At 67.4% G+C, this 23,098-nt stretch carries 24 protein-coding genes; 18 read left to right on the forward strand and 6 right to left on the reverse strand.

Translation table 11 applies throughout. The features are described 5' to 3' along the window. The first annotated feature begins 40 nt into the window (after nucleotides 1–40). From ACLSSQ_RS13695 to ACLSSQ_RS13705, 3 genes are all read left to right on the forward strand, one after another. Nucleotides 41–712, forward strand: a complete 672-nt coding sequence (locus tag ACLSSQ_RS13695) for an AbiV family abortive infection protein (RefSeq protein WP_416243011.1) — start codon at nucleotides 41–43, stop codon at nucleotides 710–712. Nucleotides 713–844: 132 nt separating this feature from the next. Then, nucleotides 845–1,108, forward strand: a complete 264-nt coding sequence (locus ACLSSQ_RS13700) for a hypothetical protein (RefSeq protein WP_416243012.1) — start codon at nucleotides 845–847, stop codon at nucleotides 1,106–1,108. Beyond that, nucleotides 1,108–1,410, forward strand: coding sequence for a hypothetical protein (locus ACLSSQ_RS13705; protein ID WP_416243013.1), 303 nt, complete (start codon nucleotides 1,108–1,110; stop codon nucleotides 1,408–1,410). The genes ACLSSQ_RS13700 and ACLSSQ_RS13705 overlap by 1 nt, the downstream gene beginning before the upstream one ends. 27 nt (nucleotides 1,411–1,437) lie before the next feature. On the opposite strand, the gene lolA is transcribed toward ACLSSQ_RS13705, so the two are convergent. From lolA to ACLSSQ_RS13720, 3 genes are read right to left on the reverse strand one after another with little or no spacing between them, the layout of a single operon-like run. Next, nucleotides 1,438–2,070: an outer membrane lipoprotein chaperone LolA gene (lolA, locus tag ACLSSQ_RS13710; protein WP_416244296.1), complete on the reverse strand. Its 633-nt coding sequence runs from the start codon at nucleotides 2,068–2,070 to the stop codon at nucleotides 1,438–1,440. Beyond that, on the reverse strand, nucleotides 2,070–4,385 hold the full coding sequence (locus ACLSSQ_RS13715; RefSeq protein ID WP_130459998.1) for a DNA translocase FtsK: 2,316 nt from the start codon (nucleotides 4,383–4,385) through the stop codon (nucleotides 2,070–2,072). The genes lolA and ACLSSQ_RS13715 overlap by 1 nt, the downstream gene beginning before the upstream one ends. A 49-nt stretch (nucleotides 4,386–4,434) precedes the next feature. Next, nucleotides 4,435–5,094, reverse strand: a complete 660-nt coding sequence (locus ACLSSQ_RS13720) for a Crp/Fnr family transcriptional regulator (protein ID WP_014236776.1) — start codon at nucleotides 5,092–5,094, stop codon at nucleotides 4,435–4,437. 155 nt (nucleotides 5,095–5,249) lie between these two features. On the opposite strand from ACLSSQ_RS13720, the gene trxB reads away from it, so the two are divergent. Together trxB and ACLSSQ_RS13730 are read left to right on the forward strand one after the other, a co-directional pair. Then, nucleotides 5,250–6,209: a thioredoxin-disulfide reductase gene (gene trxB / locus ACLSSQ_RS13725; protein WP_014236775.1), complete on the forward strand. Its 960-nt coding sequence runs from the start codon at nucleotides 5,250–5,252 to the stop codon at nucleotides 6,207–6,209. 18 nt (nucleotides 6,210–6,227) lie between these two features. Then, complete coding sequence (locus ACLSSQ_RS13730) at nucleotides 6,228–7,274, forward strand: Smr/MutS family protein (RefSeq protein WP_416243014.1); 1,047 nt, start codon at nucleotides 6,228–6,230, stop codon at nucleotides 7,272–7,274. A gap of 191 nt (nucleotides 7,275–7,465) precedes the next feature. Here ACLSSQ_RS13730 and glnK read toward each other — a convergent pair whose 3' ends face one another. From glnK to ppa, 3 genes are all read right to left on the reverse strand, one after another. Beyond that, nucleotides 7,466–7,804, reverse strand: coding sequence for a P-II family nitrogen regulator (gene glnK / locus ACLSSQ_RS13735; RefSeq protein WP_014236773.1), 339 nt, complete (start codon nucleotides 7,802–7,804; stop codon nucleotides 7,466–7,468). A gap of 74 nt (nucleotides 7,805–7,878) precedes the next feature. Then, complete coding sequence (locus ACLSSQ_RS13740; RefSeq protein WP_416243015.1) at nucleotides 7,879–9,504, reverse strand: NAD+ synthase; 1,626 nt, start codon at nucleotides 9,502–9,504, stop codon at nucleotides 7,879–7,881. A gap of 118 nt (nucleotides 9,505–9,622) precedes the next feature. Then, on the reverse strand, nucleotides 9,623–10,171 hold the full coding sequence (ppa, locus tag ACLSSQ_RS13745) for an inorganic diphosphatase (protein ID WP_014236771.1): 549 nt from the start codon (nucleotides 10,169–10,171) through the stop codon (nucleotides 9,623–9,625). 195 nt (nucleotides 10,172–10,366) lie between these two features. On the opposite strand from ppa, the gene ACLSSQ_RS13750 reads away from it, so the two are divergent. From ACLSSQ_RS13750 to ACLSSQ_RS13810, 13 genes are all read left to right on the forward strand, one after another. Continuing rightward, nucleotides 10,367–11,026 (forward strand): energy transducer TonB, encoded by a 660-nt coding sequence (locus tag ACLSSQ_RS13750; RefSeq protein WP_130460000.1) that lies wholly within the window; start codon nucleotides 10,367–10,369, stop codon nucleotides 11,024–11,026. 6 nt (nucleotides 11,027–11,032) lie between these two features. Beyond that, complete coding sequence (locus ACLSSQ_RS13755) at nucleotides 11,033–11,776, forward strand: MotA/TolQ/ExbB proton channel family protein (protein ID WP_014236769.1); 744 nt, start codon at nucleotides 11,033–11,035, stop codon at nucleotides 11,774–11,776. Beyond that, nucleotides 11,777–12,208 carry an ExbD/TolR family protein gene (locus tag ACLSSQ_RS13760; RefSeq protein WP_130460001.1) on the forward strand — a complete coding sequence of 144 codons (432 nt, stop codon included), beginning with the start codon at nucleotides 11,777–11,779 and terminating at the stop codon, nucleotides 12,206–12,208. Next, nucleotides 12,192–12,380: a hemin uptake protein HemP gene (gene hemP / locus ACLSSQ_RS13765; RefSeq protein WP_014236767.1), complete on the forward strand. Its 189-nt coding sequence runs from the start codon at nucleotides 12,192–12,194 to the stop codon at nucleotides 12,378–12,380. The genes ACLSSQ_RS13760 and hemP overlap by 17 nt, the downstream gene beginning before the upstream one ends. A 250-nt stretch (nucleotides 12,381–12,630) precedes the next feature. After that, a complete protein-coding gene (locus ACLSSQ_RS13770) occupies nucleotides 12,631–14,943 on the forward strand; it encodes a TonB-dependent hemoglobin/transferrin/lactoferrin family receptor (RefSeq protein WP_416243016.1) in 2,313 nt (770 codons plus the stop codon). Between the two features lies 1 nt (nucleotide 14,944). Continuing rightward, nucleotides 14,945–19,033, forward strand: coding sequence for a cobaltochelatase subunit CobN (cobN, locus tag ACLSSQ_RS13775; protein WP_416243017.1), 4,089 nt, complete (start codon nucleotides 14,945–14,947; stop codon nucleotides 19,031–19,033). Between the two features lies 1 nt (nucleotide 19,034). Beyond that, a complete protein-coding gene (locus ACLSSQ_RS13780) occupies nucleotides 19,035–19,307 on the forward strand; it encodes a hypothetical protein (RefSeq protein ID WP_416243018.1) in 273 nt (90 codons plus the stop codon). Nucleotides 19,308–19,331: 24 nt separating this feature from the next. After that, complete coding sequence (gene rpsD, locus ACLSSQ_RS13785) at nucleotides 19,332–19,949, forward strand: 30S ribosomal protein S4 (RefSeq protein ID WP_416243019.1); 618 nt, start codon at nucleotides 19,332–19,334, stop codon at nucleotides 19,947–19,949. A 49-nt stretch (nucleotides 19,950–19,998) separates the two neighbouring features. Next, complete coding sequence (locus ACLSSQ_RS13790; protein WP_287874233.1) at nucleotides 19,999–20,490, forward strand: MotA/TolQ/ExbB proton channel family protein; 492 nt, start codon at nucleotides 19,999–20,001, stop codon at nucleotides 20,488–20,490. A gap of 79 nt (nucleotides 20,491–20,569) precedes the next feature. Next, on the forward strand, nucleotides 20,570–20,896 hold the full coding sequence (locus ACLSSQ_RS13795) for a DUF2149 domain-containing protein (protein WP_014236761.1): 327 nt from the start codon (nucleotides 20,570–20,572) through the stop codon (nucleotides 20,894–20,896). A 4-nt stretch (nucleotides 20,897–20,900) separates the two neighbouring features. Continuing rightward, entirely contained in the window at nucleotides 20,901–21,620 is a 720-nt protein-coding gene (locus ACLSSQ_RS13800; protein WP_416243020.1) for an EAL domain-containing protein, read from the forward strand. 1 nt (nucleotide 21,621) lies between these two features. After that, nucleotides 21,622–22,128 (forward strand): RNA polymerase sigma factor, encoded by a 507-nt coding sequence (locus ACLSSQ_RS13805; RefSeq protein ID WP_416243021.1) that lies wholly within the window; start codon nucleotides 21,622–21,624, stop codon nucleotides 22,126–22,128. Beyond that, on the forward strand, nucleotides 22,128–23,060 hold the full coding sequence (locus ACLSSQ_RS13810) for a FecR family protein (RefSeq protein ID WP_416243022.1): 933 nt from the start codon (nucleotides 22,128–22,130) through the stop codon (nucleotides 23,058–23,060). The genes ACLSSQ_RS13805 and ACLSSQ_RS13810 overlap by 1 nt, the downstream gene beginning before the upstream one ends. Nucleotides 23,061–23,098: the final 38 nt, after the last annotated feature.

Below are 23,098 nucleotides of genomic sequence, written 5' to 3' on the forward strand. Positions count from 1 at the left end.
GCGCAGGCGCCTCAACTCCACGTTAGGAGTCTCAAACGCAATGCGCACAACCCTCTCCGCCCGAAAGTACAAAAAGCTTGCACTCGAGTCACTGCGAAACTCGCTACGTCTATTGAAAGACGCGATATCGCTGTATCAAATTGGCTCATACCCAAGTGCTTTTCAGCTTGCCGTTCTCTCTATGGAGGAATATGCAAAGGCACGATGGGTTGACCATATCTACTATCAATCGGTGACCAATACCGGGTTGCCCTGTGAAGAGCTTGAACAGGAATTGTTGAAGTTGATGTACTTGCACACTGAGAAACACGGGGCATTTCTTTGGGAGTACTTCGAGTTCTCCCCCAACCTCCTTCGTGCGGCGCGAGAGGGAAAGCTTGAGCAGAAGAAGCAAGCTGCCACTTATGTCGGCCTTCCTAAGACCCGCAAACGAGTCGATGTCAACGCACGCATCTCGCTTCCTGACTCCATCAAACAGGCGGATGCCAAACGAATTATTTCCTTGGTCGCCAAAGAGATCAAAGATGTGTACAGGCTTCTAGAGGTGAACGATCAGTACTTCGGGATCGAGTCGCTTGACGAAGTGGTCATGTCACATGAGGCAATGTTTGTTTTCGCTTGGCGTCACAGGTCGGGCCTCAAATCACCAAAGTTTCGGTCATCACATGGCCTCAAGCCACTCGGGGTGAAATGTGCTTCCAAAGCCGCCTAACATCACAATCCACCGGACCTCCGGCAAGCTACGCTTGCCTGCGTCCGGTGATTTACAACGTTAGCCCTTAATCCAGTGAAACCACACAAGCCCTTTGACCGGGATGGCAACACCATTAGAGTCGGAGATATCGTGCGTATCGTCGGTGTGCCAGATCTTTCGGGAATGCCAAAAGATGGGATCGCCGAGTCGCTTCCGGTATTCCAATACCTTGTGGGCAAATATAAGCGAATTCGTGACTTCGACGAGTACGGTTGTGCTGAATTCAGCTTCATCATGCATCACACCAATGGCGATCGCGGCTGGCATTCAGTTTGTGTTGAGCCCTTCCTTCTCCACGTTCCGAAGCGTCGGTCTAACCCTGAGGCCCACTGGACCTCCACCTTGAGCATTTGATGACCCCCGATGAACTGAAGCGCGACTTCATTCAGCAGGTAGTGGAGAGCGGCTGGCTACGGTTATCAGTTCGTCTGATTATGTGGAGTGGGCAAGAACCCCAATCTCGCTGGCAGTTGGCCGGGGTATTTCCAACGGGAATAGACACCGAGGAAGTGCATGAAGCGATCAACGCAATCCTGCACGATCCCCGGTACTTTGGCGTGTGCACCGAGTGCAACGAGCGCCAGCCCTCGGGCTGGATGATCAGCGACGACCTGTGCCAATCCTGCGCGTCACAACATCATCAGGTTCTATTCTGATCGGGAAAATTGCCAGGGGAGCGCCCCTTACTCCCCCGCCACATCCGCTCCGGGCGGCGGGGTGAAGCGGAAGAGGCCGGGGGCCAGGGACGGGTTGCGTTCGACCCGGTTGAAGATGAGGGCGGTGGTCTGGCCGAAGCTGTCGTGCAGTTCCATGGCCCGCAGGTTGTCGCCGGCAAAGCCGAGGCGGACTTTTTCGAAGCCGGAGTCGGCGCTCCTGGGGGTGGCTTCGGCCCATTCCAGGCCGTCCTTCTCGCCGCCTTCGGCCAGGGTGAAGTTCTTTTCCAGGGAGGCGGAGCCTTCGCCGGCCAGCAGGGCGGCCGGGGTGGCGCCCAGGGTCTTGCCCATTTTCTTTACCGTCACCTGCTTCAGTTCCGGGTCGTAGATCCAGAATTTTTCGCCGTCGCCCACCATCAGCTGGGGATAGGGCTTTTCCACCTGCCAGCGGAACTTGCCGGGGCGCTGGAACATCATCAGCCCGGCGGAGTTCTGGGGCTTGCGGCCGCTCTTGGCCACCACGGACTGGACGAACTCGGCCCGCAGGCTGCGGGTGTTGTCGAGGAAGGACTTGAGCTTGGCGACGCCGGAGGCCTGGGCGGCGCCGGGCAGCAGGGCGGCGGCCAGGAGGGCCGCCAGCAGGAACTTGGGGAGAGTTTTCATCATTCTTCCGTCTTGCGGCCCAGCACTTCGCGCCCGCCGCGGCCATCCATGGCGGAGACCAGGCCGGCCCGCTCCATGGCTTCGATGAGGCGGGAGGCCCGGTTGTAGCCGATGCGCAGGTTGCGCTGGACCAGGGAAATGGAGGCCCGGCGGGTCTTGAGGACGATCTCAACGGCCTGGTCGTACATGGGGTCGTTTTCGGGGTCGTCACCGCCCTCGCCGTCGCCGCCGCCATCTTCGTCACCGCCGGCACCGCTGAGCACATCCTCGATGTAATCGGGGGCGCCGGTCTTCTTCAGGTATTCGACCACGTGGTGCACTTCGTCGTCGGCGACGAAGGCGCCGTGCACCCGGGTGGGATAGCCGCTGCCCGGCGTCAGGTAGAGCATGTCACCCTGGCCCAGCAGGGCTTCGGCGCCCATCTGGTCGAGGATGGTGCGGGAGTCGATCTTGCTGGAGACCTGGAAGGAGATGCGGGTGGGAATGTTGGCCTTGATCAGGCCGGTGATCACATCCACGCTGGGCCGCTGGGTCGCCAGGATGAGGTGGATGCCGGCGGCCCGGGCCTTCTGGGCCAGGCGGGCGATCAGCTCTTCCACCTTCTTGCCCACCACCATCATCAGGTCCGCCAGCTCGTCGATGACCACCACGATGTAGGGCAGCTCGGTCAGGGGCTCGGGGGATTCGGGGGTGATGGAGAGCGGGTTGGGAATCTTCTGCTCGTTCTTCTCCGCCTCGCGGATCTTGGCGTTGAAGCCGGCCAGGTTGCGCACGCCCATGGCGCTCATCAGCTTGTAGCGCTTTTCCATCTCGCCGACGCACCAGTTGAGCGCGTTGGCGGCCTGGCGCATGTCGGTCACCACCGGCGCCAGCAGGTGGGGAATGCCTTCGTAGATGGAGAGTTCCAGCATCTTCGGGTCCACCAGGATGAGGCGCACATCCTTGGCGGTGGACTTGTAGAGCAGGGACAGAATCATGGCGTTGATGCCCACCGACTTGCCGGAACCGGTGGTGCCGGCCACCAGCAGATGGGGCATCTTGGCCAGGTCGGCCACGGTGGCCTGGCCGCCGATGTCCTTGCCCAGGGCCACGGTGAGGGGCGAGGCCATGTCGTAATAGGCCTTGCTGGAAAGGATTTCCGAGAGGCGCACGGCCTGGCGCTTGGGATTGGGCAGCTCCAGAGCCATGCAGGACTTGCCCGGCACCGTCTCCACCACCCGCACCGAGATAAGGGCCAGGGCCCGGGCCAGGTCCCGCGCCAGATTGACGATCTGGGCGCCCTTGACGCCCACCGCCGGCTCGATTTCGTAGCGGGTGATGACCGGGCCCGGGTAGGCGGCCAGCACCTTCACCTGGACGCCGAAGTCGGCCAGCTTGCGTTCGATGAGGCGGGAGGTGAATTCCAGGGTGTCCGCCGCCGGCAGATCGGTCTGGGGCGGCGCCGGGTCCAGCAGGTGCAGGGGCGGCAGCTGGCCGCCCTCCACCGCCTCGGGGAAAAGGGGCGTCTGGCGCTCCCGCTCGATGCGCTTTTCCACCTTGGTGGAGACTTCGATCTCGGGCTCGACGATTTCGATGCGGATCGGCTCGTGGTCTTCCACCCGGGCCCGCTCCACTTCCACCACCGCTTCCCGCTCCCGGGCCACTTCGCGGCCGATGCGCTGGTCCTGCCAGCGCTCGATGAGGCCGCGGATGCCGAAATAGGTGCCTTCCACCAGGGTGCCTAGGCGCTCGAAGGTGGACAGCCAGCTCATGCCGGAAAAGAGGCTCCAGCCCAGCACCACGCCGGTGAGCAGGACCAGGGTGGCGCCGGTGTAGCCGAGGGCGGCGACGGCGGCATTGCCCAGCTCCAGGCCCAGCATGCCGCCGGGCACCAGGGGCAGGGGCGTGCGCAGGGTGTAGAAACGGATGGCTTCGAGGCCGCAGCTGGCCACCAGCAGGATGAGGAAGCCGATGGCGGCGACGATCAGGGGGCGGCGGTCGCCGTTGCCGCGCAGGCCGTCGAGGCGGCGGTAGCCCCACCACACCAGGGCCAGCATGAGGGTGACCCACCACCAGGCGGAAGCGCCGAAGAGATAGAGCAGAAGGTCGGAGAGCCAGGCGCCGAAACGGCCGGCAGGGTTGTGCAGGGCGTCCACCTGGGCCGCATGGGACCAGCCCGGGTCGGCCCGGTCGTAGCCCCACAGGGCCAGGGAGAGGAAGCCGGCGAACACCACCAGCGCCAGCCAGCGGGATTCCTGCAGGATGACGGCAATCTTTTCCGGCAGGGGGCTGGGGGACTTATCGGAGTTGCGACGGGCGGATTGGGGGACGGCCATTGGCGGCGAACAGTTGGTAGGTTCGCCCGATTATAACGGCAAGCGCCCCTTAGATTTCGTGCAGGACAATGCGGCCGTCCTGAACTTCGATGTAACCGCTGGTTTCCAGGTCCTTCATCACCCGGCTGACCATTTCCCGGGAGGCGCCGATCATCTTGGCGATATCCTGCTTGGTCAGCTTGCGGGTGACGATGCGCCGGCCTTCCTGCATCTCGGAAAACTCCAGCAGCAGCTTGGCGACCCGGCCAAAAACATCCATCAGGGCCAGGCTTTCGATCTTGCGGTCGGCTTCCCGCAGGCGCTGCACCAGGCTGCGCAGCAGGTAGAAGGTCAGATCCACGTGCTCGGTGAGGAGGCGGCGGAACTCGGCCTTGGCGATGATCAGCACCTCGCACACTTCCAGGGCCACCACGTTGGCGGAGCGGGGCTCGCCATCGAGCAGGCCCATTTCGCCGAAGAACTCGCCGGTGCCGAGGATGGCCAGGATCACTTCCCGCCCTTCCTCATCGCTGTTGAGCACCTTGATGCTGCCCGAGATGAGGATGTAGAGGGAGTCCGTGACGTCGCCGGCCCGCACAATGGTCGTACCCCGGGTCACCTTGCGATAGGTGGATACCCGGGCCAGATGTTCCAGTTCGCTGTCCGGCACACGCTCAAACATGGGCAAGCCCCGGAGCGTGGCGAGGCTTAGTCCTCTCCCAACCTGCATACTCAGCCTTATTTTTGCTTGTGGTGTGGATAAATCAGCGCCGATTATATGCCAAATCCGTCACGCGCCACCCCCGCCGGCGAGTTCGGTTACAGCCCCCCCGCTTTCGCTATAATTTCCCCCCGACCCGAAAATCCGACCGCGAGAGAAACGCCATGACCACCCAACGCCACAGCCGCCTGCTCATCCTCGGTTCCGGCCCCGCCGGCTACACCGCCGCCGTCTATGCCGCCCGCGCCAACCTGAAACCCGTGCTGATCACCGGCCTGGCCCAGGGCGGCCAGCTGATGACCACCACCGAAGTGGACAACTGGCCCGCCGATGCGGCCGGCGTCCAGGGCCCGGAGCTGATGCAGCGTTTCGAGGAGCATGCCCGCCGCTTCGAGACCGAGATCATCTTCGACCACATCCACACCGCCAAGCTGCAGGAAAAGCCCTTCCGCCTCATCGGCGATGCCGGCGAATACACCTGCGACGCCCTCATCATCGCCACCGGCGCCTCCGCCCAGTACCTGGGCCTGCCCTCCGAAGAGAAGTTCGCCGGCCGCGGCGTCTCCGCCTGCGCCACCTGTGACGGCTTCTTCTACCGCAACCAGGCCGTGGCCGTGGTGGGCGGCGGCAACACCGCCGTGGAAGAGGCCCTGTACCTGGCCAACATCGCCAGCCACGTCACCGTGATCCACCGCCGCAACAAGTTCAAGTCCGAAAAGATCCTCCAGGACAAGCTGATGAAGAAGGTGGAAGAAGGCAAGGTCACCGTGCTGTGGGATTCCACCCTGGAAGAAGTGCTGGGCGACGATTCCGGCGTCACCGGCCTCAAGGTGAAGAACGTCAATACCGGTGCCACCCAGGAAGTGCCGGTCATGGGCGTCTTCATCGCCATCGGCCACAAGCCCAACACCGAGCTGTTCGAGGGCCAACTGGAGCTGGAAAACGGCTACATCGTGACCCAGTCCGGCCGCGCCGGTAACGCTACCCAGACCAGCATCACCGGCGTCTTCGCTGCCGGCGACGTGCAGGACCACATCTACCGCCAGGCCTGCACCTCCGCCGGCACCGGCTGCATGGCCGCCCTGGACGCCGAACGCTACCTGGACGGCCTGGAGCAGGCGTAAGCCCTGGAACACCGCTCCATGAAGCCTGCCAAGCCGGCCGCCGCCGGCTCCCCCTTTCAGGTCCTGCGGGACCTGAAAGGCCATCTGGAGCCCGCCAAACAGGCCAAAGCCGCCCCCCCTGCCGCACCAGGGCCATCTGCCACGCCCGCGCCGCCGCCTGTATCCACGGCCGGGGACGAGGATGCCGCCCTGCTGGCCCAGGCCTTCGCCGGCGCCAAGCCCCTGGCCCGTGACAACCACGCCCGTCTGGACAAGCCCAAACCGGCCCCCAAGCCCCGTCCCCGGCTGCAGGATGAGACGGATAGCGCCCCGGCGCCCCGGCCCCAGCGGATCGACCCCAACGACCCCCTGGCCCTGTTCCGCGCCAGCGTCGGCGAAGTCACCCCGGTCAAGGACACCGGCCGGGCCGAGGTGGGGCCGCGCCTGTCGCGGCAGAAGCGCCAGGCCCAGGCCGCCGCGCCGGTCGCCGAGGCGACGCCGGAACTGTATATCCCGGACCTGCCGGACGACGACCCGGCCGCCCTCTTCCGCCGCGCCGCCGGCCCGGTGACACCCCTGGCGGACAAGAACCAGGCGGCCCTCAACAAGCCCCTGCCGGCGGCCCGCCCCCGGCCCCGGGAGGAAGCCGAGCCGCCGGCAGCCACGCCGGCGCCGGCCCATCCGCCTCTATCCGACCGGGCCGACACCGCCGCCGAAGGCGAGCACCTGCGTCCCGGCGCCCCCGGCCGCCTGCTGGCGGACCTGCGCCGGGGCCGCATTCCGGTGGAAACGGAAATCGACCTGCACGGCTATACCCGGGACGAAGCCCGGGACTTCCTCAGCGCCGCCCTGGCCCGCTGCGGCCGCCGCGGCCAGCGCTGCCTGCGGGTGATCCACGGCAAGGGCCTGAGTTCCCCCGGCGGCGAATCCCTCTTGAAAAACCTGACCCGCAACTGGCTGGCCCAGCATCCGGAAGTGCTGGCCTTCTGCGAAGCCAAGCCGGCGGACGGCGGCAGCGGCGCCCTGCTGGTGCTGCTGCGCAATCCCCGCCGGGAGGGCGCCACGGCGGACGATTCCCGGGGCTGAAAGCAGCCTGCCCCGGGAGGCAACAGGGACGGGCATGGGCGCCTGCCCATGCCGGAGAATGGCTTCCCGCCTGCCTCTGCGGCCATGCCTCGGCAACACGCCTTCCCCATCCCCAAAAAGCAAAGGGCCGCCCCGTGGGACGGCCCTTTTGCCGCACCGGTCCCTGGGGGCCGGCGCCGGCGTGTCTTGCCTCAGATGGCGGCTTCGTCGGTCTCGCCGGTGCGGATGCGCACCACCTGCTCCACGGGCATAACGAAAATCTTGCCGTCGCCGATCTTGCCGGTGTGGGCGGCCTTGACGATGGCGTCGATGGCGGGCTCCACCTTGTCGTCGGAGATGATCAGTTCCACCTTGATCTTGGGCAGGAAGTCGACCACGTACTCGGCGCCGCGGTACAGCTCGGTGTGGCCCTTCTGGCGGCCGAAACCCTTGACCTCGGTGACGGTGAGGCCGGTGACGCCGATTTCGGACAGGGCTTCGCGCACTTCGTCGAGCTTGAAGGGCTTGATGATGGCTTCGATCTTTTTCATGAACTCTCCTTATTTAAATTCTTGGGCGGGGCAGCGGGGCATTCCCAACCGAATGCCGTCATCTTCGCGTCGGCTCACCATTCGTCAGCATAACGGTTTGTGATCGGATAGCGCCAGTCCTTGCCGAAGCCCCGCTGGGTAACGCGGATGCCCACCGGGGCCTGGCGCCGCTTGTACTCGCTGATCTTGAGCAGGCGCACCACCCGCCGCACGTCAGCCTCGGCGTAACCCTGGGCGACGATCTCCCGGGGCGACAGGTCCTGCTCCATATAGGCTTCCATGATGGCATCCAGCACCTCGTAGGGCGGCAGGCTGTCCTGGTCCTTCTGGTCCGGCTTGAGCTCGGCGGAAGGGGGGCGGACGATGATGTTGTCCGGGATGATCTCCCGTTCCCGGTTGATCCAGCGGCACAGGCGATAGACGAAGGTCTTGGCCAGATCCTTGATGACGGCGAAGCCGCCGGCCATGTCGCCGTAGAGGGTGCAGTAGCCCACCGCCATCTCGGACTTGTTGCCGGTGGTCAGCACCAGGCTGCCGCTCTTGTTGGAGATGGCCATCAGGATGTTGCCGCGAATGCGGGCCTGGAGGTTTTCCTCCGTGGTGTCGGCAGCGGTGCCGGCGAATTCCTGGGCCAGCATCTGGCCATAGACGCCCATGGCCGGGGCAATGGCGATCTCGTCGTAGCGCACGCCCAGGGTTTCCACCAGCTGGCGGGAATCGTCCAGGCTCATCTGGGCGGTGTAGGGCGAAGGCATCATGATGGCCCGCACCTTGTCGGCCCCCAGGGCCTCGGCCGCCACCACCAGGGTCAGGGCCGAGTCGATGCCGCCGGAAAGGCCGATGACGGCGCCCTTGAAGCCGTTCTTGCCAATGTAGTCGCGCACCCCCAGCACCAGGGCCCGATACACCTGTTCCTCCAGGGCCGGCTCCGGCAGGAGCACGCCGCTGACGCGGCCGTCGGGAGTCAGCTGCAGCAGCTCCAGGGCTTCCTCGAAACGGGGCAGGCTGGCGCCGACGCTGCCGTCGGCGCACAGGGCCAGGGAGGCGCCGTCGAACACCAGCTCGTCCTGGCCGCCCACCAGATTGTTGTAGATGAGGGGAATCCGGGTCGCCGCCACCCGCTCCCGCAGTACGGCAAGGCGGTCCCCTTCCTTGTTCATGTGATAGGGCGAGGCATTGAGCACCAGCAGGGCCTGGGCCCCGGCCTGGGCCGCCTGCTCCGCCGCCCCGACCTCCCACACGTCGGCACAGATGTTGAGGCCCAGGGTCCAGCCCTTGACCTCGATCAGGCAGGGCTCGCTGCCGGCGTCGAAGTAGCGCTCCTCGTCGAAGACCTCGTAGTTGGGCAGGCGGTGCTTGCGGTAGGTGGCCTGGATGCGGCCGTCCTTCAGGTAGGAGGCGGCGTTGTAGCGCTGGCCGGCCACCTCCAGGGGATGGCCGACGACGATGCCGATCTCCGGCACTTCAGCCGCCAACAGTTCCAGCTCCCGGGCGCAGGCCCGGTAGAAATCCGGGCGCAGCAGCAGGTCTTCCGGCGGATAGCCGCACAGGCCCAGTTCCGGGCTCAGCATCAGGTCGGCCCCGCGGGCCTGGGCCTGGCGAGCCAGGTCGGCCAGGCGGGAACGGTTGCCGGCCAGGTCGCCGAGGACGGCATTGAACTGGGCGACGGCGACGGCAAGGGCGGAAGTGGGAGCAGCCATGGGCGGACGATCCGGGGAGAAAGGCGTCGGGCGAGGAAGGACGGGAGGCGGACTACGGTAAAACCGGGTACGGCAGGAAAGCGGCCGGAGGACAAGCTCCCCCGGCGCCTCGGACAGCTTAGAAGTGGGGCTTTTCGCCGGAAGCGTCGTAACGGGCCACGCCGTCCACGATTTCCTTCTTGGCGGCTTCCAGGTCGCCCCAGCCGGTGACCTTGACCCACTTGTTGGGTTCCAGATCCTTATAGTGCTCGAAGAAGTGCTCGATCATCTTCGGCAGCAGGTCGGGCAGGTCGGAGACGGCCTTGACGTTGTCGTAGATGGAGGTCAGCTTGGACACGGGCACTGCCAGGACCTTGGCGTCCAGACCGGCTTCGTCTTCCATGTGCAGGATGCCAATGGGGCGGCAGCGCACCACCACGCCAGGATGCAGGGGATAGGGAGTCACCACCAGCACGTCCACGGGGTCACCGTCGTCGGACAGGGTGTGGGGCACAAAGCCGTAGTTGCAGGGGTAGTGCATGGGGGTGGACATGAAACGGTCCACCAGCACGGCGCCGGAATCCTTGTCCAGTTCGTACTTGATGCCGGGCGCCCGGGCGGGAATCTCGATGACCACGTTGAAGTCGTTGGGGACGTCCTTGCCGATGGACAGTGCGTCGATGTTCATGAATCAGTCTCCTTATAAAAGTCCCTAATTATACGTCAGGCGCTCCCTCGACGCGGCACCAAATGCCGGGAAATCCCGGAAAAACAAGGCTCCGCCCCCTATTGCGCAGCAACAAAAGCAGTTGACACAAATTCTCACAATCTGCAGAATGAGAATTGTTGTCATTTAATAACCATTCCCAGGAAACCGCTCGCCATGCTGGTACCAGCCATGCCGTATTCCTGCCCGACCGACTCCGGCTGGCTTTCCCGGAGTCCCTGGGTCGGCGCCGCCGTGCTGCTGCACGGTGCCGCCCTGGCCTGGGCGTTGGGCACGGCACAGCCAAGCCCCATTGAAGCCCCCCAGGTGATGAGCATCGCGCTCGTCACCCCGGCTCCGGAGCCCGCCGCCAAACCCACGCCGACGCCTCCGCCGCCCAAGCCACAACCGGTGGTCAAGCAACAGGCACCGGCCCCCAAGGCGGTGAAGAGCGAACCGGCCCCGGCGCCGACGCCCGCCTCCATCACCTCCTCCGCGCCGCCGCCCCCGGCGCCCGCCGCCGCGCCCCCCGGACCGGCCGCCCCGGCTCCCGTGGTGGAGGCCAAGTTCGACGCCGACTACCTGCAGAACCCCAAGCCCACCTATCCGCCGGCCTCCAAGCGCCTGGGCGAACAGGGCAAGGTCTGGCTGCGGGCCCACGTGCTGCCCAACGGCACCACGGACAACGTCGAACTCAAGCAGACCTCCGGCAGCCCCCGCCTGGACGCCGCCGCCCTCGAGGCGGTGAAGCGCTGGCGCTTCGTGCCCGCCCGCCAGGGCAGCGAAGCCGTGGCCTCCTGGGTCGTCATCCCCGTTTCTTTCAGTTTGGAAAGCTAAGCCATCATGCAAGCCAATTTCGATTTCTCCCATTTCTGGGCCCAGGGCGACGCCGTCTCCCATTTCATCGCCATCGTCCTGCTGGTCCTCTCCGTCGCCAGCTGGGCCGTGATCCTGGGCAAGGGCTGGAAACTGTGGCGCCTGCGCCACGCCGCCCCGGTGGCCATCGACAGCTTCTGGCACGCCTCCACCCTGCAGGAAGGCCTGGACCGCCTGGAACCCGCCGCCCCCTTCGCCGACCTGGCCCGCCGCGGCAGCCAGGCCGTCAGCCACTTTGAGAGCCATTCCGGCAGCGCCCCCCACCTGGATTCCCACCTCTCCGCCAGCGAACTGGTGACCCGGGCCCTGCGCCAGGGCATCGCCCGCACCACCAGCCACCTGGAAGGCGGCCAGACCCTGCTCGCCTCCATCGGCTCCACCGCTCCCTTCATCGGCCTGTTCGGCACCGTCTGGGGCATCTACCACGCCCTGGCCACCATCGGCATGACCGGCCAGTCCAGCCTGGACAAGGTGGCCGGCCCCGTCGGCGAGGCCCTGATCATGACTGCTGCCGGCCTCTTCGTCGCCATTCCCGCGGTGCTGGCCTACAACACCTTCAACCGCAACCTGCGCGTCATCGGCGGCGACCTGGACGCCTTCGCCCACGACCTGCACACCTTCCTCACCACCGGCCACCACATGGCCGAATCCCCCGTGGTTCCCCACGGCCGCGGCAACGCCGGCGCCCGCAAGCTGGCCGAGGTGGCTTAAATGGCTTTCGGCGGATTCGAATCGGGCCCCTCCCAGCCCATGGCCGACATCAACACCACGCCCCTGGTGGATGTGATGCTGGTGCTGCTGATCATTTTCATCGTCTGCGCCCCCCTGATGACCCAGGCCATCAAGGTGGACCTGCCCCAGGCCAGCGCCGCCCCGGCGGACCCCAAGCCGGACACCGTGCAGGTGGCCCTGGATGCGGCAGGCAAGCTGTACTGGAACAAGACGGAAATCAACGCTGAGGAGATGGTGGCCCGCTTCTCCGGCGCCGCCGCCCAGAATCCCCAGCCGGAAGTCCATCTCTCCGCCGACAAGGAAACGCGCTACCAGCGCGTGGCCGAAGTGATGGCGGCAGCGAAGGAGGCCGGCATCGTCAAACTCGGTTTCGTCACCCAACCTGGAGGCACCCATGAACCACGCCGATGAGCTCAAGCCCACCCTGGCCGTCGTCACGGTGGACAACCCGCCCGCCGGGCAAGCCCCGGTGGTGGCCAGCCGGCAGCTGTTCCGCGGCAACAACACGGTCCGCATCGAACACGGCGGCCAGTGCTACCTGCTCCGCCTGACCCGTGAGAACAAGCTGATTCTGACCAAGTAAAGAGCAACGTTTCACCCTCGACGCATCACCCTCTTGCCGCCAGCCAGCCCCCGGGCGAGCCAGCCTTCTTTTTTTGAGGTCCCGGTACCGGCCCCGCGCTGGCGCCTCCCTTTTCCTCGAAGCGAAGAGCCCCCGGCGGCAGCGGCGGATGCCCGACCCGTTTTTCCGTACCACCCACGACAACACGTAGCCAGCCACCGGTAGGCTTTCATGCCGGGCAGCAAGCCACGCATCAAGATCAGGAGAGATCATGCGCCTTGCTTCCCGCCCCGCCGGGGGACGTCCCGCGTCCGCCCATTCAGTACCCCTGCGCCCCCTGGCGGCCCTCGTCGCCGCCATCGCCCCCGCCGTCCTCGCCCTTGGCGCCAGCCAGGCCCAGGCACAAGCCCAGACGTCCGAACTGAAGGAAGTGGTGGTCACCGCCACCCGCCAGGAGGCGGACCCGGACCTCATCCCCGCTACCATCACCAGCATCGACCGCAAGACCCTGGACCGGCGCATGCCCCACGACGAGGCGGCGCTGATGGAAAACGAGGCCGACGTGGTCATCTCCCGGGACCTGCGCCGCTACGGCAGCGCCGCGGTGAACATCCGCGGCATCGAAGGCATCCGGGTGCTGCAGCAGGTGGACGGCGTGCGCCTGCCCGACTACTACTACGGCGGCGGCCCCTCCAACATCACCGCCTCCATGCCGGACGGCCCGGAGATGGACTTCCTCAAGCGGGCCGAGATCCTGCGCGGCCCCGCCTCCAGCCTCTACGGCTCCGACGCCCTCGGCGGCGTCGTCGGCTACCTCACCCTGGACCCCCAGGACCTGCTGCAGGGCCGCAGCAGCGCCATGCGCTACAAGGGCACCTGGCGCCAGGCCGACCACAGCTTCCAGAACACCGTCTATGCCGCCGGCGGCAACGACCTGGTGGAAGGCCTGCTGGCCTACAGCCAACGCAACGGCAAGGAGCTGGACAACAAGGGCAATGTGGGTGGCACCGGCTACAACCGGGAGCAGCCCAATCCCCAGGACACCAAGTCCGATTCCGTCCTGGCCAAGATCATCCTCAAGCCCGCCACCGGCCACCGCATCGGCCTCACCTACGAGAACCGGGAGCAGGACAACCACGTGGATTCCCTGCGCCTCTCCAGCGGCGTGCCCAAGGTGACCCAGACCTACGGCGACGAGAACACCAAGCGGGAACGCTACGGCATCGACTGGGAATGGAAGCCCACGGACCGCTGGTTCGACCGCCTGGCCCTCAAGTTCTACCACCAGGAGGCGGATTCCAAGACCTACACCATGCAGCGACGCAGCAACACCAGCGCCAGCTGCTCCGCCTCCTCCGGCGCCGGCAACAACTGCCTGGTGGACATGAACTTCATGTTCAACCAGAAGACCGACGGCCTCAACCTGCAGCTGGACAGCTACTTCCAGACCGGCGCCGTCAGCCACTCCCTGGCCTACGGCGCCGACTGGCGCCAGACCCGCACCGAGGAACTGCGGGACTACACGGTGCACAACCTGACCACCGGCACCACCGGCAAGACCCTGGCCGGCGACACCTATCCCCTGAAGGACTTCGCCCCCGGCGAATCCACCAACCTGGGCCTCTTCGTCCAGGACGAGCTGTCCTTCATGGACGGCAAGTTCCTGCTCACCCCCGGGGTGCGCTACGACGAGGTCAAGCTGCGGCCCGACGGCATGAGCAAGGTAGCAGGCAGCGGCGGCAGCGCCGTCACCCTCAACTCCGCCAGCCAAAACCACTCCGCCGTCTCCCCCAAGATCGGCGCCCTGTGGCAGGCAAGCCCGGCGGTGGCTCTCTACGGCCAGCTGGTGCGTGGCTTCCGGGCCCCCAACTACGAGGAGGTGAACGGCCTTTTCTACAACTCGGCCCAGGGCTACACCACCCTGCCCAACGGCAACCTCAAGGCGGAAAAGAGCACCGGCCTGGAACTGGGTACCCGCCTCAAGGCCCTGGGCGGCGACATCAAGGTGGCGGTGTACGACAACCGCTACGACGACTTCATCGAACAGGTGCGGGTGTGTAACGACACCGCCGCCCCCTTCACCTGCCCCGGCGGCACCCGCAGCGCCTACCAGAAGCTGAACCTGTCCAAGGTCCGCATCCAGGGCGCCGAAGTGCGGGGCAGCTGGCTCTTCGCCGGCGGCTACGCCTTCCAGGGCAGCATCGCCACGGCCCGGGGCGACGACGAGCAGAACAACCGCCCGCTCAACAGCATCGAGCCCCTGCGCGCCGTCCTCTCCTTCCTCTGGGACAAGGGCCAGTGGGGCGGCGAGACCCGCCTGCGCCTGGCCGCCGCCAAGGAGCGCATCAACGACGCCGACACCGACTACTACAAGCCCGCCGGCTACGGCGTCATGGATGTGTCCACCTGGTGGCAGGTGGACAAGCGCTTCCGCCTCACCGCCGCGGTGAACAACGTCTTCGACAAGCAATACACCCTGTGGAGCGACGTGCGCCATGCGGGGCTGCTGAGCACCGATCCGGGCCCCAGCTTCTTCACCCAGCCCGGCCGCAACGTCAGCCTCTCCCTGCAGGCGGACTTCTAAGATGACGTACCTGCTCCGCGCCCTGCTGCTCCTGCCGGCCCTACTCCACGCTGCCGCCGGGCAGGCGGCCCCGGCTGCCGGGAACACCGCCCAGGGCGCGGCGCAGGCTCCTGCCATCCTCTTCGTCAGCACCGCCCCCATCCAGCCCGGCAAGTTCCGCCTGCTGGCCGACCTGGCCGCCAGGCAGGGCCTGCGGCTGGAATCCCGCTTTGCCGAGAAGCTGCCCACGGACGTGGATGCCCGCCTGTTCCAGGGCTACCGCGCCGTCTTTTTCGATGCCCCGCGGGACCACCTGCGGGACTTCGTCCAGGCCCGCCTGGCCACCGCCCTGCCCGGTCTCAAGGCGCCCCATCTGTGGCTGCACGAAGGCAAGCCCGCCTGGGCCGGCCTGCCCGAGCCCCTGGCCCGCAGCCTGCACGCCTACTACGTGAACGGCAGCCGGCCCAATTTCGAGAATTTCTTCCGCACCCTGGCCGCCCATCTGGGGGGCCGTTCCCTCCAGGGCATCCCGGAACCCATCGTCTTCCCCAAGAGCGCCGTCTATCACCCCAAGGCCCCCGGCCTGGTGTTCGCCGACGCCGCCGCCTACCTGGCCTGGAAGGGCGTCGATACGGCCGGTGCGAAGCGCCCGCCGGTGGTGGCCATCGCCCTGCACCAGCAGTACATCGCCGCCGAGCAGACCGCCTTCATCGACGACCTTATCGAACGCATCGAGGCCGCCGGCGCCGTGGCCCTGCCCTTCTACAGCCCGGTCATGGACCCCATGGCGGTGCGCCGCCTGGTGCGGGTGGGGGAGCGCAACGTGGCCGACGCCCTCATCAACACCCAGATCATGCTCAACCCGGAAGGGCGGCGCAGCGAGTTTGCCGACCTGGGCATCCCGGTGGTCCAGGCCATGCCCTACCGCAAGGGCGACGCCGCCGACTGGGCCGCCGATCCCCAGGGCATCGCCCTCATGGACGTGCCCTTCTACCTGGCCCAGGCCGAATACGCCGGCGTCACCGACATCCAGATCGCCGCCGCCACCCGCAAGCACGACGACCAGGTGGTGAGCATTCCCGCCCAGGCATCGGCAGTGGTGAACAAGGCCCTGAAGCTGGTGGCCCTGCAGCGCAAGGCCAACGCCGAGAAGAAGGTCGGCGTGCTGTTCTGGAACTACCCGCCGGGGGAAAAGAACCTCTCCGCCTCCTACCTCAACCTGCCCCGCAGCCTGGAAGCCACCCTGCAGGCCCTCAAGGCCGCCGGCTACCGCACCGAGGAAGTGGCGGAGAAGCCCCTCACCACCCTGCTGCAGCGCCTGCTGGCCCCCTATTACCGGGACGGCGAACTGCCGGGCCTGCTGCGGGACGACCTGGCCGAACGCCTGCCGGTGGCCGTCTACAAGCGCTGGCTGGCGACCCAGCCGGAAGCGGTGCGGCGCAGCCTGCAGGAACGCTGGGGCGAGCCGGAAAAATCCGCCATGGTGCTGCGCCAGGACGGCCAGGCCTGGTTCATCGTGCCCCGCCTCAAGCTGGGCAATGTGGTGTTCATGCCCCAGCCGCCCCGGGGCGAAAAGTGGGAAGAGAAGGAAAAGGCCCTCTACCACTCCACCAAGGCCCTGCCCTCCCACTTCTACCTGGCCGCCTACCTGTGGCTGCGGGAACGCCAGGGAGAGGGTGAAAAAAGCGGCGCCAAGAGCGGCGCCACCGGCAGCGGCTTCGGCGCCGACGCCCTCATCCACTACGGCACCCACGGCACCCAGGAATGGCTGCCGGGCAAGGAGCGGGGCCTGGCGGTGAGCGACGCCCCCATGCTGGCGGTGGGCGACACCCCCGTGCTCTACCCCTACATCGTGGACAACATCGGCGAATCCCTCCAGGCCAAGCGCCGGGGCCGGGCCACCATCATCAGCCACCAGACCCCGCCCTTCGTCCCCGCCGGCCTGCACGAGGCCCTCACCCGCCTGCACGACACCCTGCACACCTGGCTGGCCCAGGACGAGGGGGCGGTGAAGGAAAAGCTCAAGGCCGACCTGCTGGCCCAGGCCAGGAAAGAGCGTATCGACAAGGACCTGGCTTGGGACGAAGCGCGCCTGCAGCAGGAATTCCCCGCCTTCGTCGAACAGCTGCACGACCACCTGCACGAACTGGCCCGCACTGCCCAGCCCCTGGGCCTGCACACCTTCGGCCGGGCGCCGGCGGAAGTGCATCGCCTGGGCACGGTGCTGCTGATGCTGGGCAAGCCCTTCTGGGAAGCCCACGCCGCCCCCGGCGAGGAGGCGGACGAGACCCTGGTGGGCGACTACCGCAAGCTCACCGAAGCAGCGCCCTATCGCCTGCTCAAGCGTTACCTGGTGGAGCAGCCCCAGGCGGCGCCCCCCGCCGCCCTGGCCGAAACCGTGGCCCAGGCCCGCCGCTGGTACGCCGACCTGGGTGCAGGCAACGAGCAGGCGGCCCTGCTGCAGGGCCTGGCCGGGCGCTACATTCCCACCTCCTACGGCGGCGACCCGATGAAGAATCCGGAGGCCCTGCCCACCGGGCGCAACCTCTACGGCTTCGACCCGTCCCGCATCCCCACGCCCCAGGCCTGGGCCGCCGGCAAGGAAGCCCTGGAGGCCCTGCTGGCCGAGCACCGCAAACAGACCGGCAAGCAGCCCGCCAAGCTCACCTTCTCCCTCTGGTCGGTGGAAACCATGCGCCACCAGGGCATCCTGGAAGCCCAGGCCCTGTGGGCCCTGGGGGTGGAGCCGGTGTGGGATTCCGGCGGCCGGGTCGGCGGCGTCAGGCTGGTCTCCCGGGAAGCCCTGGGCCGGCCCCGGGTGGATGTGGTGCTCTCCGCCACCGGCCTCTACCGGGATCATTTCCCCAACGCCATGAAGCAGTTGGTGGAAGCGGTGCGCCTGGCGGCCGAGGCCGAGGAGGCGGACAACCCGGTGGCCGCCAACGCCCGCCGCATCGCCGCCGATCTCGTCAAGCGCGGCGTGCCGGCGGAAGCCGCCAAGCGGGCCGGCCAAACCCGCCTCTTCTCCTCCGAGTCGGGCAAGTACGGCACCGGCCTGGACGACGCCGTGCTGGCCACGGACACCTGGAAAGGCAAGGCCGAGGGCGACCGCAAGCTGGCCCAGCTCTATCTTTCCCGCATGCAGTTCGGCTACGGCCCGGACGAGGCGGAATGGGGACAGGCCGGGGCCAAGGACGGCAAGGGCAAGGCCCTGGCCGGCCTCAACCTCTACGCCGAGCAGTTGAAAGGCACCGAGGGCGCCGTGCTTTCCCGCTCTTCCAACCTCTACGGCATGCTCACCACGGACGATCCCTTCCAGTACCTGGGGGGCATCGCCCTGGCGGTGCGCCACCTGGACGGCAAGGCGCCCCAGCTCTACATCTCCAACCTGCGCAGCACTGGTCCCGGCGGCGGCAAGGTGGAGGGCGCCGCCCAGTTCCTGGCCAAGGAACTGGCCACCCGCAATTTCCACCCGGGCTACATCCAGGGCCTGATGCAGGAAGGCTATGCCGGCACCCTGCAGGTGCTGGACAGCGTGAACAACTTCTGGGGCTGGAACGCCACCGCCCGGGAAGTGGTGCGGGACGACCAGTGGCAGGAGTTCGTGGACGTCTACGTGCGCGACAAGCACCGCCTGGGAGTGAAGGACTGGTTCGAGAAGGAAAACCCCCACGCCCTGGCCCAGACCATCGAACGCATGCTGGAAGCGGCCCGCCAGGGCTACTGGCAGGCCGATGCCGCCACCGTGGACGAACTGAAGCAGCGCTACCGGGAGCTGGCCGCCAAGCACGACGTGCGCACGGACAACGCCGCCTTCGCGAAGTTTGCCGGCTACGGTCTGCAGACCCCGGCCGCGGCCCCCGCACCGACCCGGCCGCAAAGCGCATCGCAGCTGGCCGAGACGCCTCCCCCGCCGGAGACGCCCGCCCCGCCCGTGATTCAGGGCATGCAGCTGGAGAAGATAGAAAACAAGCCCCTGCCCGCCACCCCGCCCCTGCTGGCCGCATCCCTGCTGCTTCTGCTGGCCGCCCTCGGCGGCGGCGCCTGGCAGGCCCGCCGCGAGCAGGGCCGCCGTCCCCTTTCCACTTCCACCCCTTCCAGGAGCCTCTGACATGTCCATGGATATTCCGGAAATGCCCGTCGACCTGCGGCTCGCCGCCGTGGTGCACCTGCTCTCCTCCTCCGCCCTGCGCGGCGCCACTCCCAACAAGACCGAGGCCCTGCGGGCCCATCTGCGGGGCCTGGCGGCCCAGGCCGACCTCAACCCCTACCTCAAGAGCGCCCTGCAGGAAGTGCTGCAGGGCTGGGAGGCGGTGGATTGCCACCCGGCCTCCATCCCCGTCGATTTCTACCCCCTGGTCGCCCCCGGCGCCGTCACCCACTAACCCCAAAGCAACAGGAGTTCTCCCATGTCCCGTCACACCGGCCCCCGTCTCAAGATCATGCGCGCCCTGGGCACCGAGCTGCCCGGCCTCTCCCGCAAGACCCGCGGCGAGCGCGAGCAGCCGCCGGGCCAGCACGGCGCCCGCAAGGTCGCCGGGCGCAAGTCCGAATTCGGCCTGCAGCTCATGGAAAAGCAGAAGCTGCGCTTCAACTACGGCGTCTCCGAAACCCAGCTGCGGCGCATCGTCAAGGATGCCCGCCGGGACCAGGGCGCCACCGGCAACAAGATTGTCGAACTGCTGGAGCGTCGCCTGGACAACCTGGTCTTCCGCGCCGGCCTGGCCCCCACCATTCCCGCCGCCCGCCAGCTGGTGAGCCACGGCCACATCGCCCTCAACGGCCGCCGCGCCACCATTCCCTCGATCCGGGTCAAGGCCGGCGACGCCTTCGGGCCGGTGGAAAAGAGCCGCAACCTGCTGGCCATCAAGGCCTCCCTGGCGGAACCGGCCCTGGAGCGGCCCGAGTGGATCGCCTTCGAGGAAGCCAGCCTGACGGCCCGCCTCAGCCACCTGCCGGACGGCGACGCTGCCCCCTTCCCCCTGGACCTGCAACGGGTGGTCGAGTACTACGCCACCCGCCTGTAACCCCATGCCAAGCGCCGCCCCGGCGACCGGGGCGGCCCAGGAGTTCTCCATGCAACAGCTCGTCGAAATGTCCATGTACCAGTTGGGGCAGATCTTTCTCTTCCCCACCCTGGCCCTGGTCTCCCTGCTTTTCCTCTACGCCTTCTGGCTGCTCGGCCATTTCGCCCTGCAGGCCTGGCAGCGCCGCAACGGCGGCGGCCGGCCCCTGCTGGCCCGCTTCCGCGAGGCGCCCAACCTCAACGGCGACGAGCTGGACGTGTACGCCCACACCCTGCTCGAGGCGCCGCGCATCGCCAGCCGGGTGACGCCCATGCTGGGCCTGGTGGCCACCATGATCCCCATGGGCCCGGCCTTGAAATCCCTCTCCGACGGCAACCTGGCCCAGGTCTCGGAAAACCTCATGGTGGCCTTCTCCGCCGTGATCCTGGCCCTCATCGCCGCCTCCATCACCTACTGGATCGTCAATGTGCGGCGCCGCTGGCTGGCGGAGGAGCTGCTGGAAGTGGAAGCCCTGCGGCAGCGGGCGGGGGGCGTGGCATGAGCGCGAACGCACGGCCGACCTCAGGGAGCGCGCTCCCTCCCCCGGGGAGGATGTCGCTCCGCGACAGGAGGGCCCATCAATGAGCCTCAAGCTGCTGCACGAACCGGAGACCGAGGATCCCATCCTCTCGGTGGTGAACCTGATCGACATTTTCCTCGTCATCATCGCCGCCCTGCTCGTCACCGTGGCCCAGAACCCGGTGCTCAACCCCTTCTCCAAGCAGGACGTGACGGTCATCACCGATCCGGGCAAGCCCACCATGGAGATGGTGATCAAGAAGGGCGAGAAGATCGAACGCTACAAGGCCAGCGGCAACATCGGCCAGGGCGAGGGGGCCAAGGCCGGCGTCGCCTACCGCATGAAGGACGGCTCCATGGTGTACGTCCCCGAAGGGGAAGGCCAGTAGTCCGATGCACCCTCACACCCTGCTGGAATGCCTGCTCGCCCGCCGTTTTGCCGTCGAATACCAACCCCTGGTCTGTCCCGCCAGCGGCGACAGCCTGGGCTGGGAGGCCCTGGCCCGCTTCAGCGCCGCCGACGGCACGCCCCTGCTGCCGGACCTGGTTTTCCAGGCCCTGCACCACGATCCCCTGCTGCTCTTCCACACCGAACTGGAGACCAAGCGCCTGCAGCTTTCCCTGGCGCCGCCGGAGGGCCTACTGTTCGTCAACCTGGACCCCGACAGCTTCGCCGCCGGCCACGGCCCGAACGGGCGCAACGCCTTCACCGATCTCTTCCTGCCGCACCGAGAACGGCTGGTAGTGGAAGTCATCGAGAACCTGGACATGGGCGACGTGGCCCTCTCCCATCAACTGGTGGAAGAGCTGAAGGCCGACGGCGTCCTGCTGGCCATGGATGACCTGGCCGCCTCCCGGGGCCTCATTTCCTTCGCCGCCCTCAACGATTCCGCCTACCTCAAGTTTGACCGCTCCTGGCTGGCCGACTCGCCGGAACGGGAGCGGCGCACCGCCATCCTCTCCTGGACCCTGCCCGCCGCCCGCAGCCTGGGCGTGCGCACCGTGCTCGAGGGGGTGGAGACCGCCAACGACCTGAAGCTGGCCCGGCGCCTGGGTTTCGACCTGGTGCAGGGCTTCCTTTTCCGCGACCGTTTCCTTCGGGCCGAGGCCTGACATGCCCCCCAGCGATTCCCTGCTCTCCCGCATCTACCTGGAAAACTACCGGGAGATCGTGGATTTCCTCTCCCTGCGCACCGGCTGCCGCCACGCCGCCCAGGACTGCGCCCAGGATTGCTGGTTCAAGCTGTGCAAGGCCCGCCCGGCGGAAGCGGTGGACAACGGCCGCAGCTACGTCTTCCGCGTCGCCGCCAACATCGCTGTGGACTGGCACCGCAGCAACGGCCGGGAACTGCGCCTGCAGGCCGACTACGCCGCCAGCGGCGACCCCATGGCCGCCAGCCCCGACACCCTGGAGACGGTGCAGCAGCGGCGCAACCTGGAGCGCCTGGAAGCCATCATCCGGGCCCTGCCCCCGCGCACCGTGGAGGTCTTCGTGCTCAACCGGCTGGAAGGCCTCACCTACACGGAAACGGCAAAGCGCCTGGGTATTTCCGCTTCCGCCGTGGAAAAGCACATCGCCCGGGTGCTGCTGCAATGCCTGCCCATCCTGGAGGAAATCTGATGCCAAGCGTACCGCCCTCCCGCGCCCTGGAACAGGCCTCCCGCTGGATCGCCCGCCAGGGGGCCGACGACTACGATGCCGCGGCGGAGGCGGATTTCGCTGCCTGGTACGGTGCTGCGGCGGAGAACGCCCGGGCCTACGAGCAGATCCGCCGCCTCTGGGGCACCCTCGGCCAGGTGCAGCGGCAACGCCTGCAGCCGCCCCGGGGGCGCCGCCACGCGGCGGCCGGCGCCGTCAGCCTGGCCCTGCTCCTGGGCAGCCTGCCCTGGCTGCCGGAATGGTGGCTCGCCGCCCGGGCCGACCACCTGGCGGAGCTGGGCGGCAACCGCCGCATCGAGCTGGCCGACGGCTCCCGGGTGGTCCTGGAATCGGGCAGCGCCCTGCGCGTGCGCCTGGGCCAGGCAGGGCGGGAGGTGGAGCTGCTGCGGGGCCGGGCCCTCTTCGAAGTGGCGCGCCAGCCCCAGGGCGAAGGCTTCGCCCCCTTCTCCGTCGCCGTCGGCGAAACCCGGGCCACCGCCCTGGGCACCCGCTATCAGGTGGAAAAGCTGGAAGGCGAAACCGTGGTGACGGTGCTCGAAAGCCGGGTCGCCGTGCATTGCGGCGATTGCCAGGAAGGCCCGCGGGAGGCGGTGCTGGGGCCGGGGGACATGGTCCGGGTGGGCCCCGGCGGCCTGGAAACGGCCCGGGCTCCGGCCGGCGCCGATGCCTGGAGCGACGGCATGCTGGCCTTCGACCGCCAGCCCTTCGCCGTGGCCGCCGGCCAGCTGCAGCGCTACCTGCCGCAGAAGGTAGTGCTGCTGAGCCAGGAAGCAAGGCAGCAGCTGGTCTCGGGCACGGTGGACCCGGCCCGGCCCGAGGCCGCCCTCGGCCTGCTGGCCAGGGGTGCCGGCCTGCAGGTGACCCGCCTGCCGGGGCTGTTGCTGGTGCGATGAAAAAAATTCCGGCCCGGGGGTGGGGTGTACCGGGCCGG

Source organism: Azospira sp. APE16, from assembly GCF_047901315.1.
In the GTDB taxonomy this organism is placed as follows: Bacteria; Pseudomonadota; Gammaproteobacteria; order Burkholderiales; family Rhodocyclaceae; genus Azospira; species Azospira oryzae.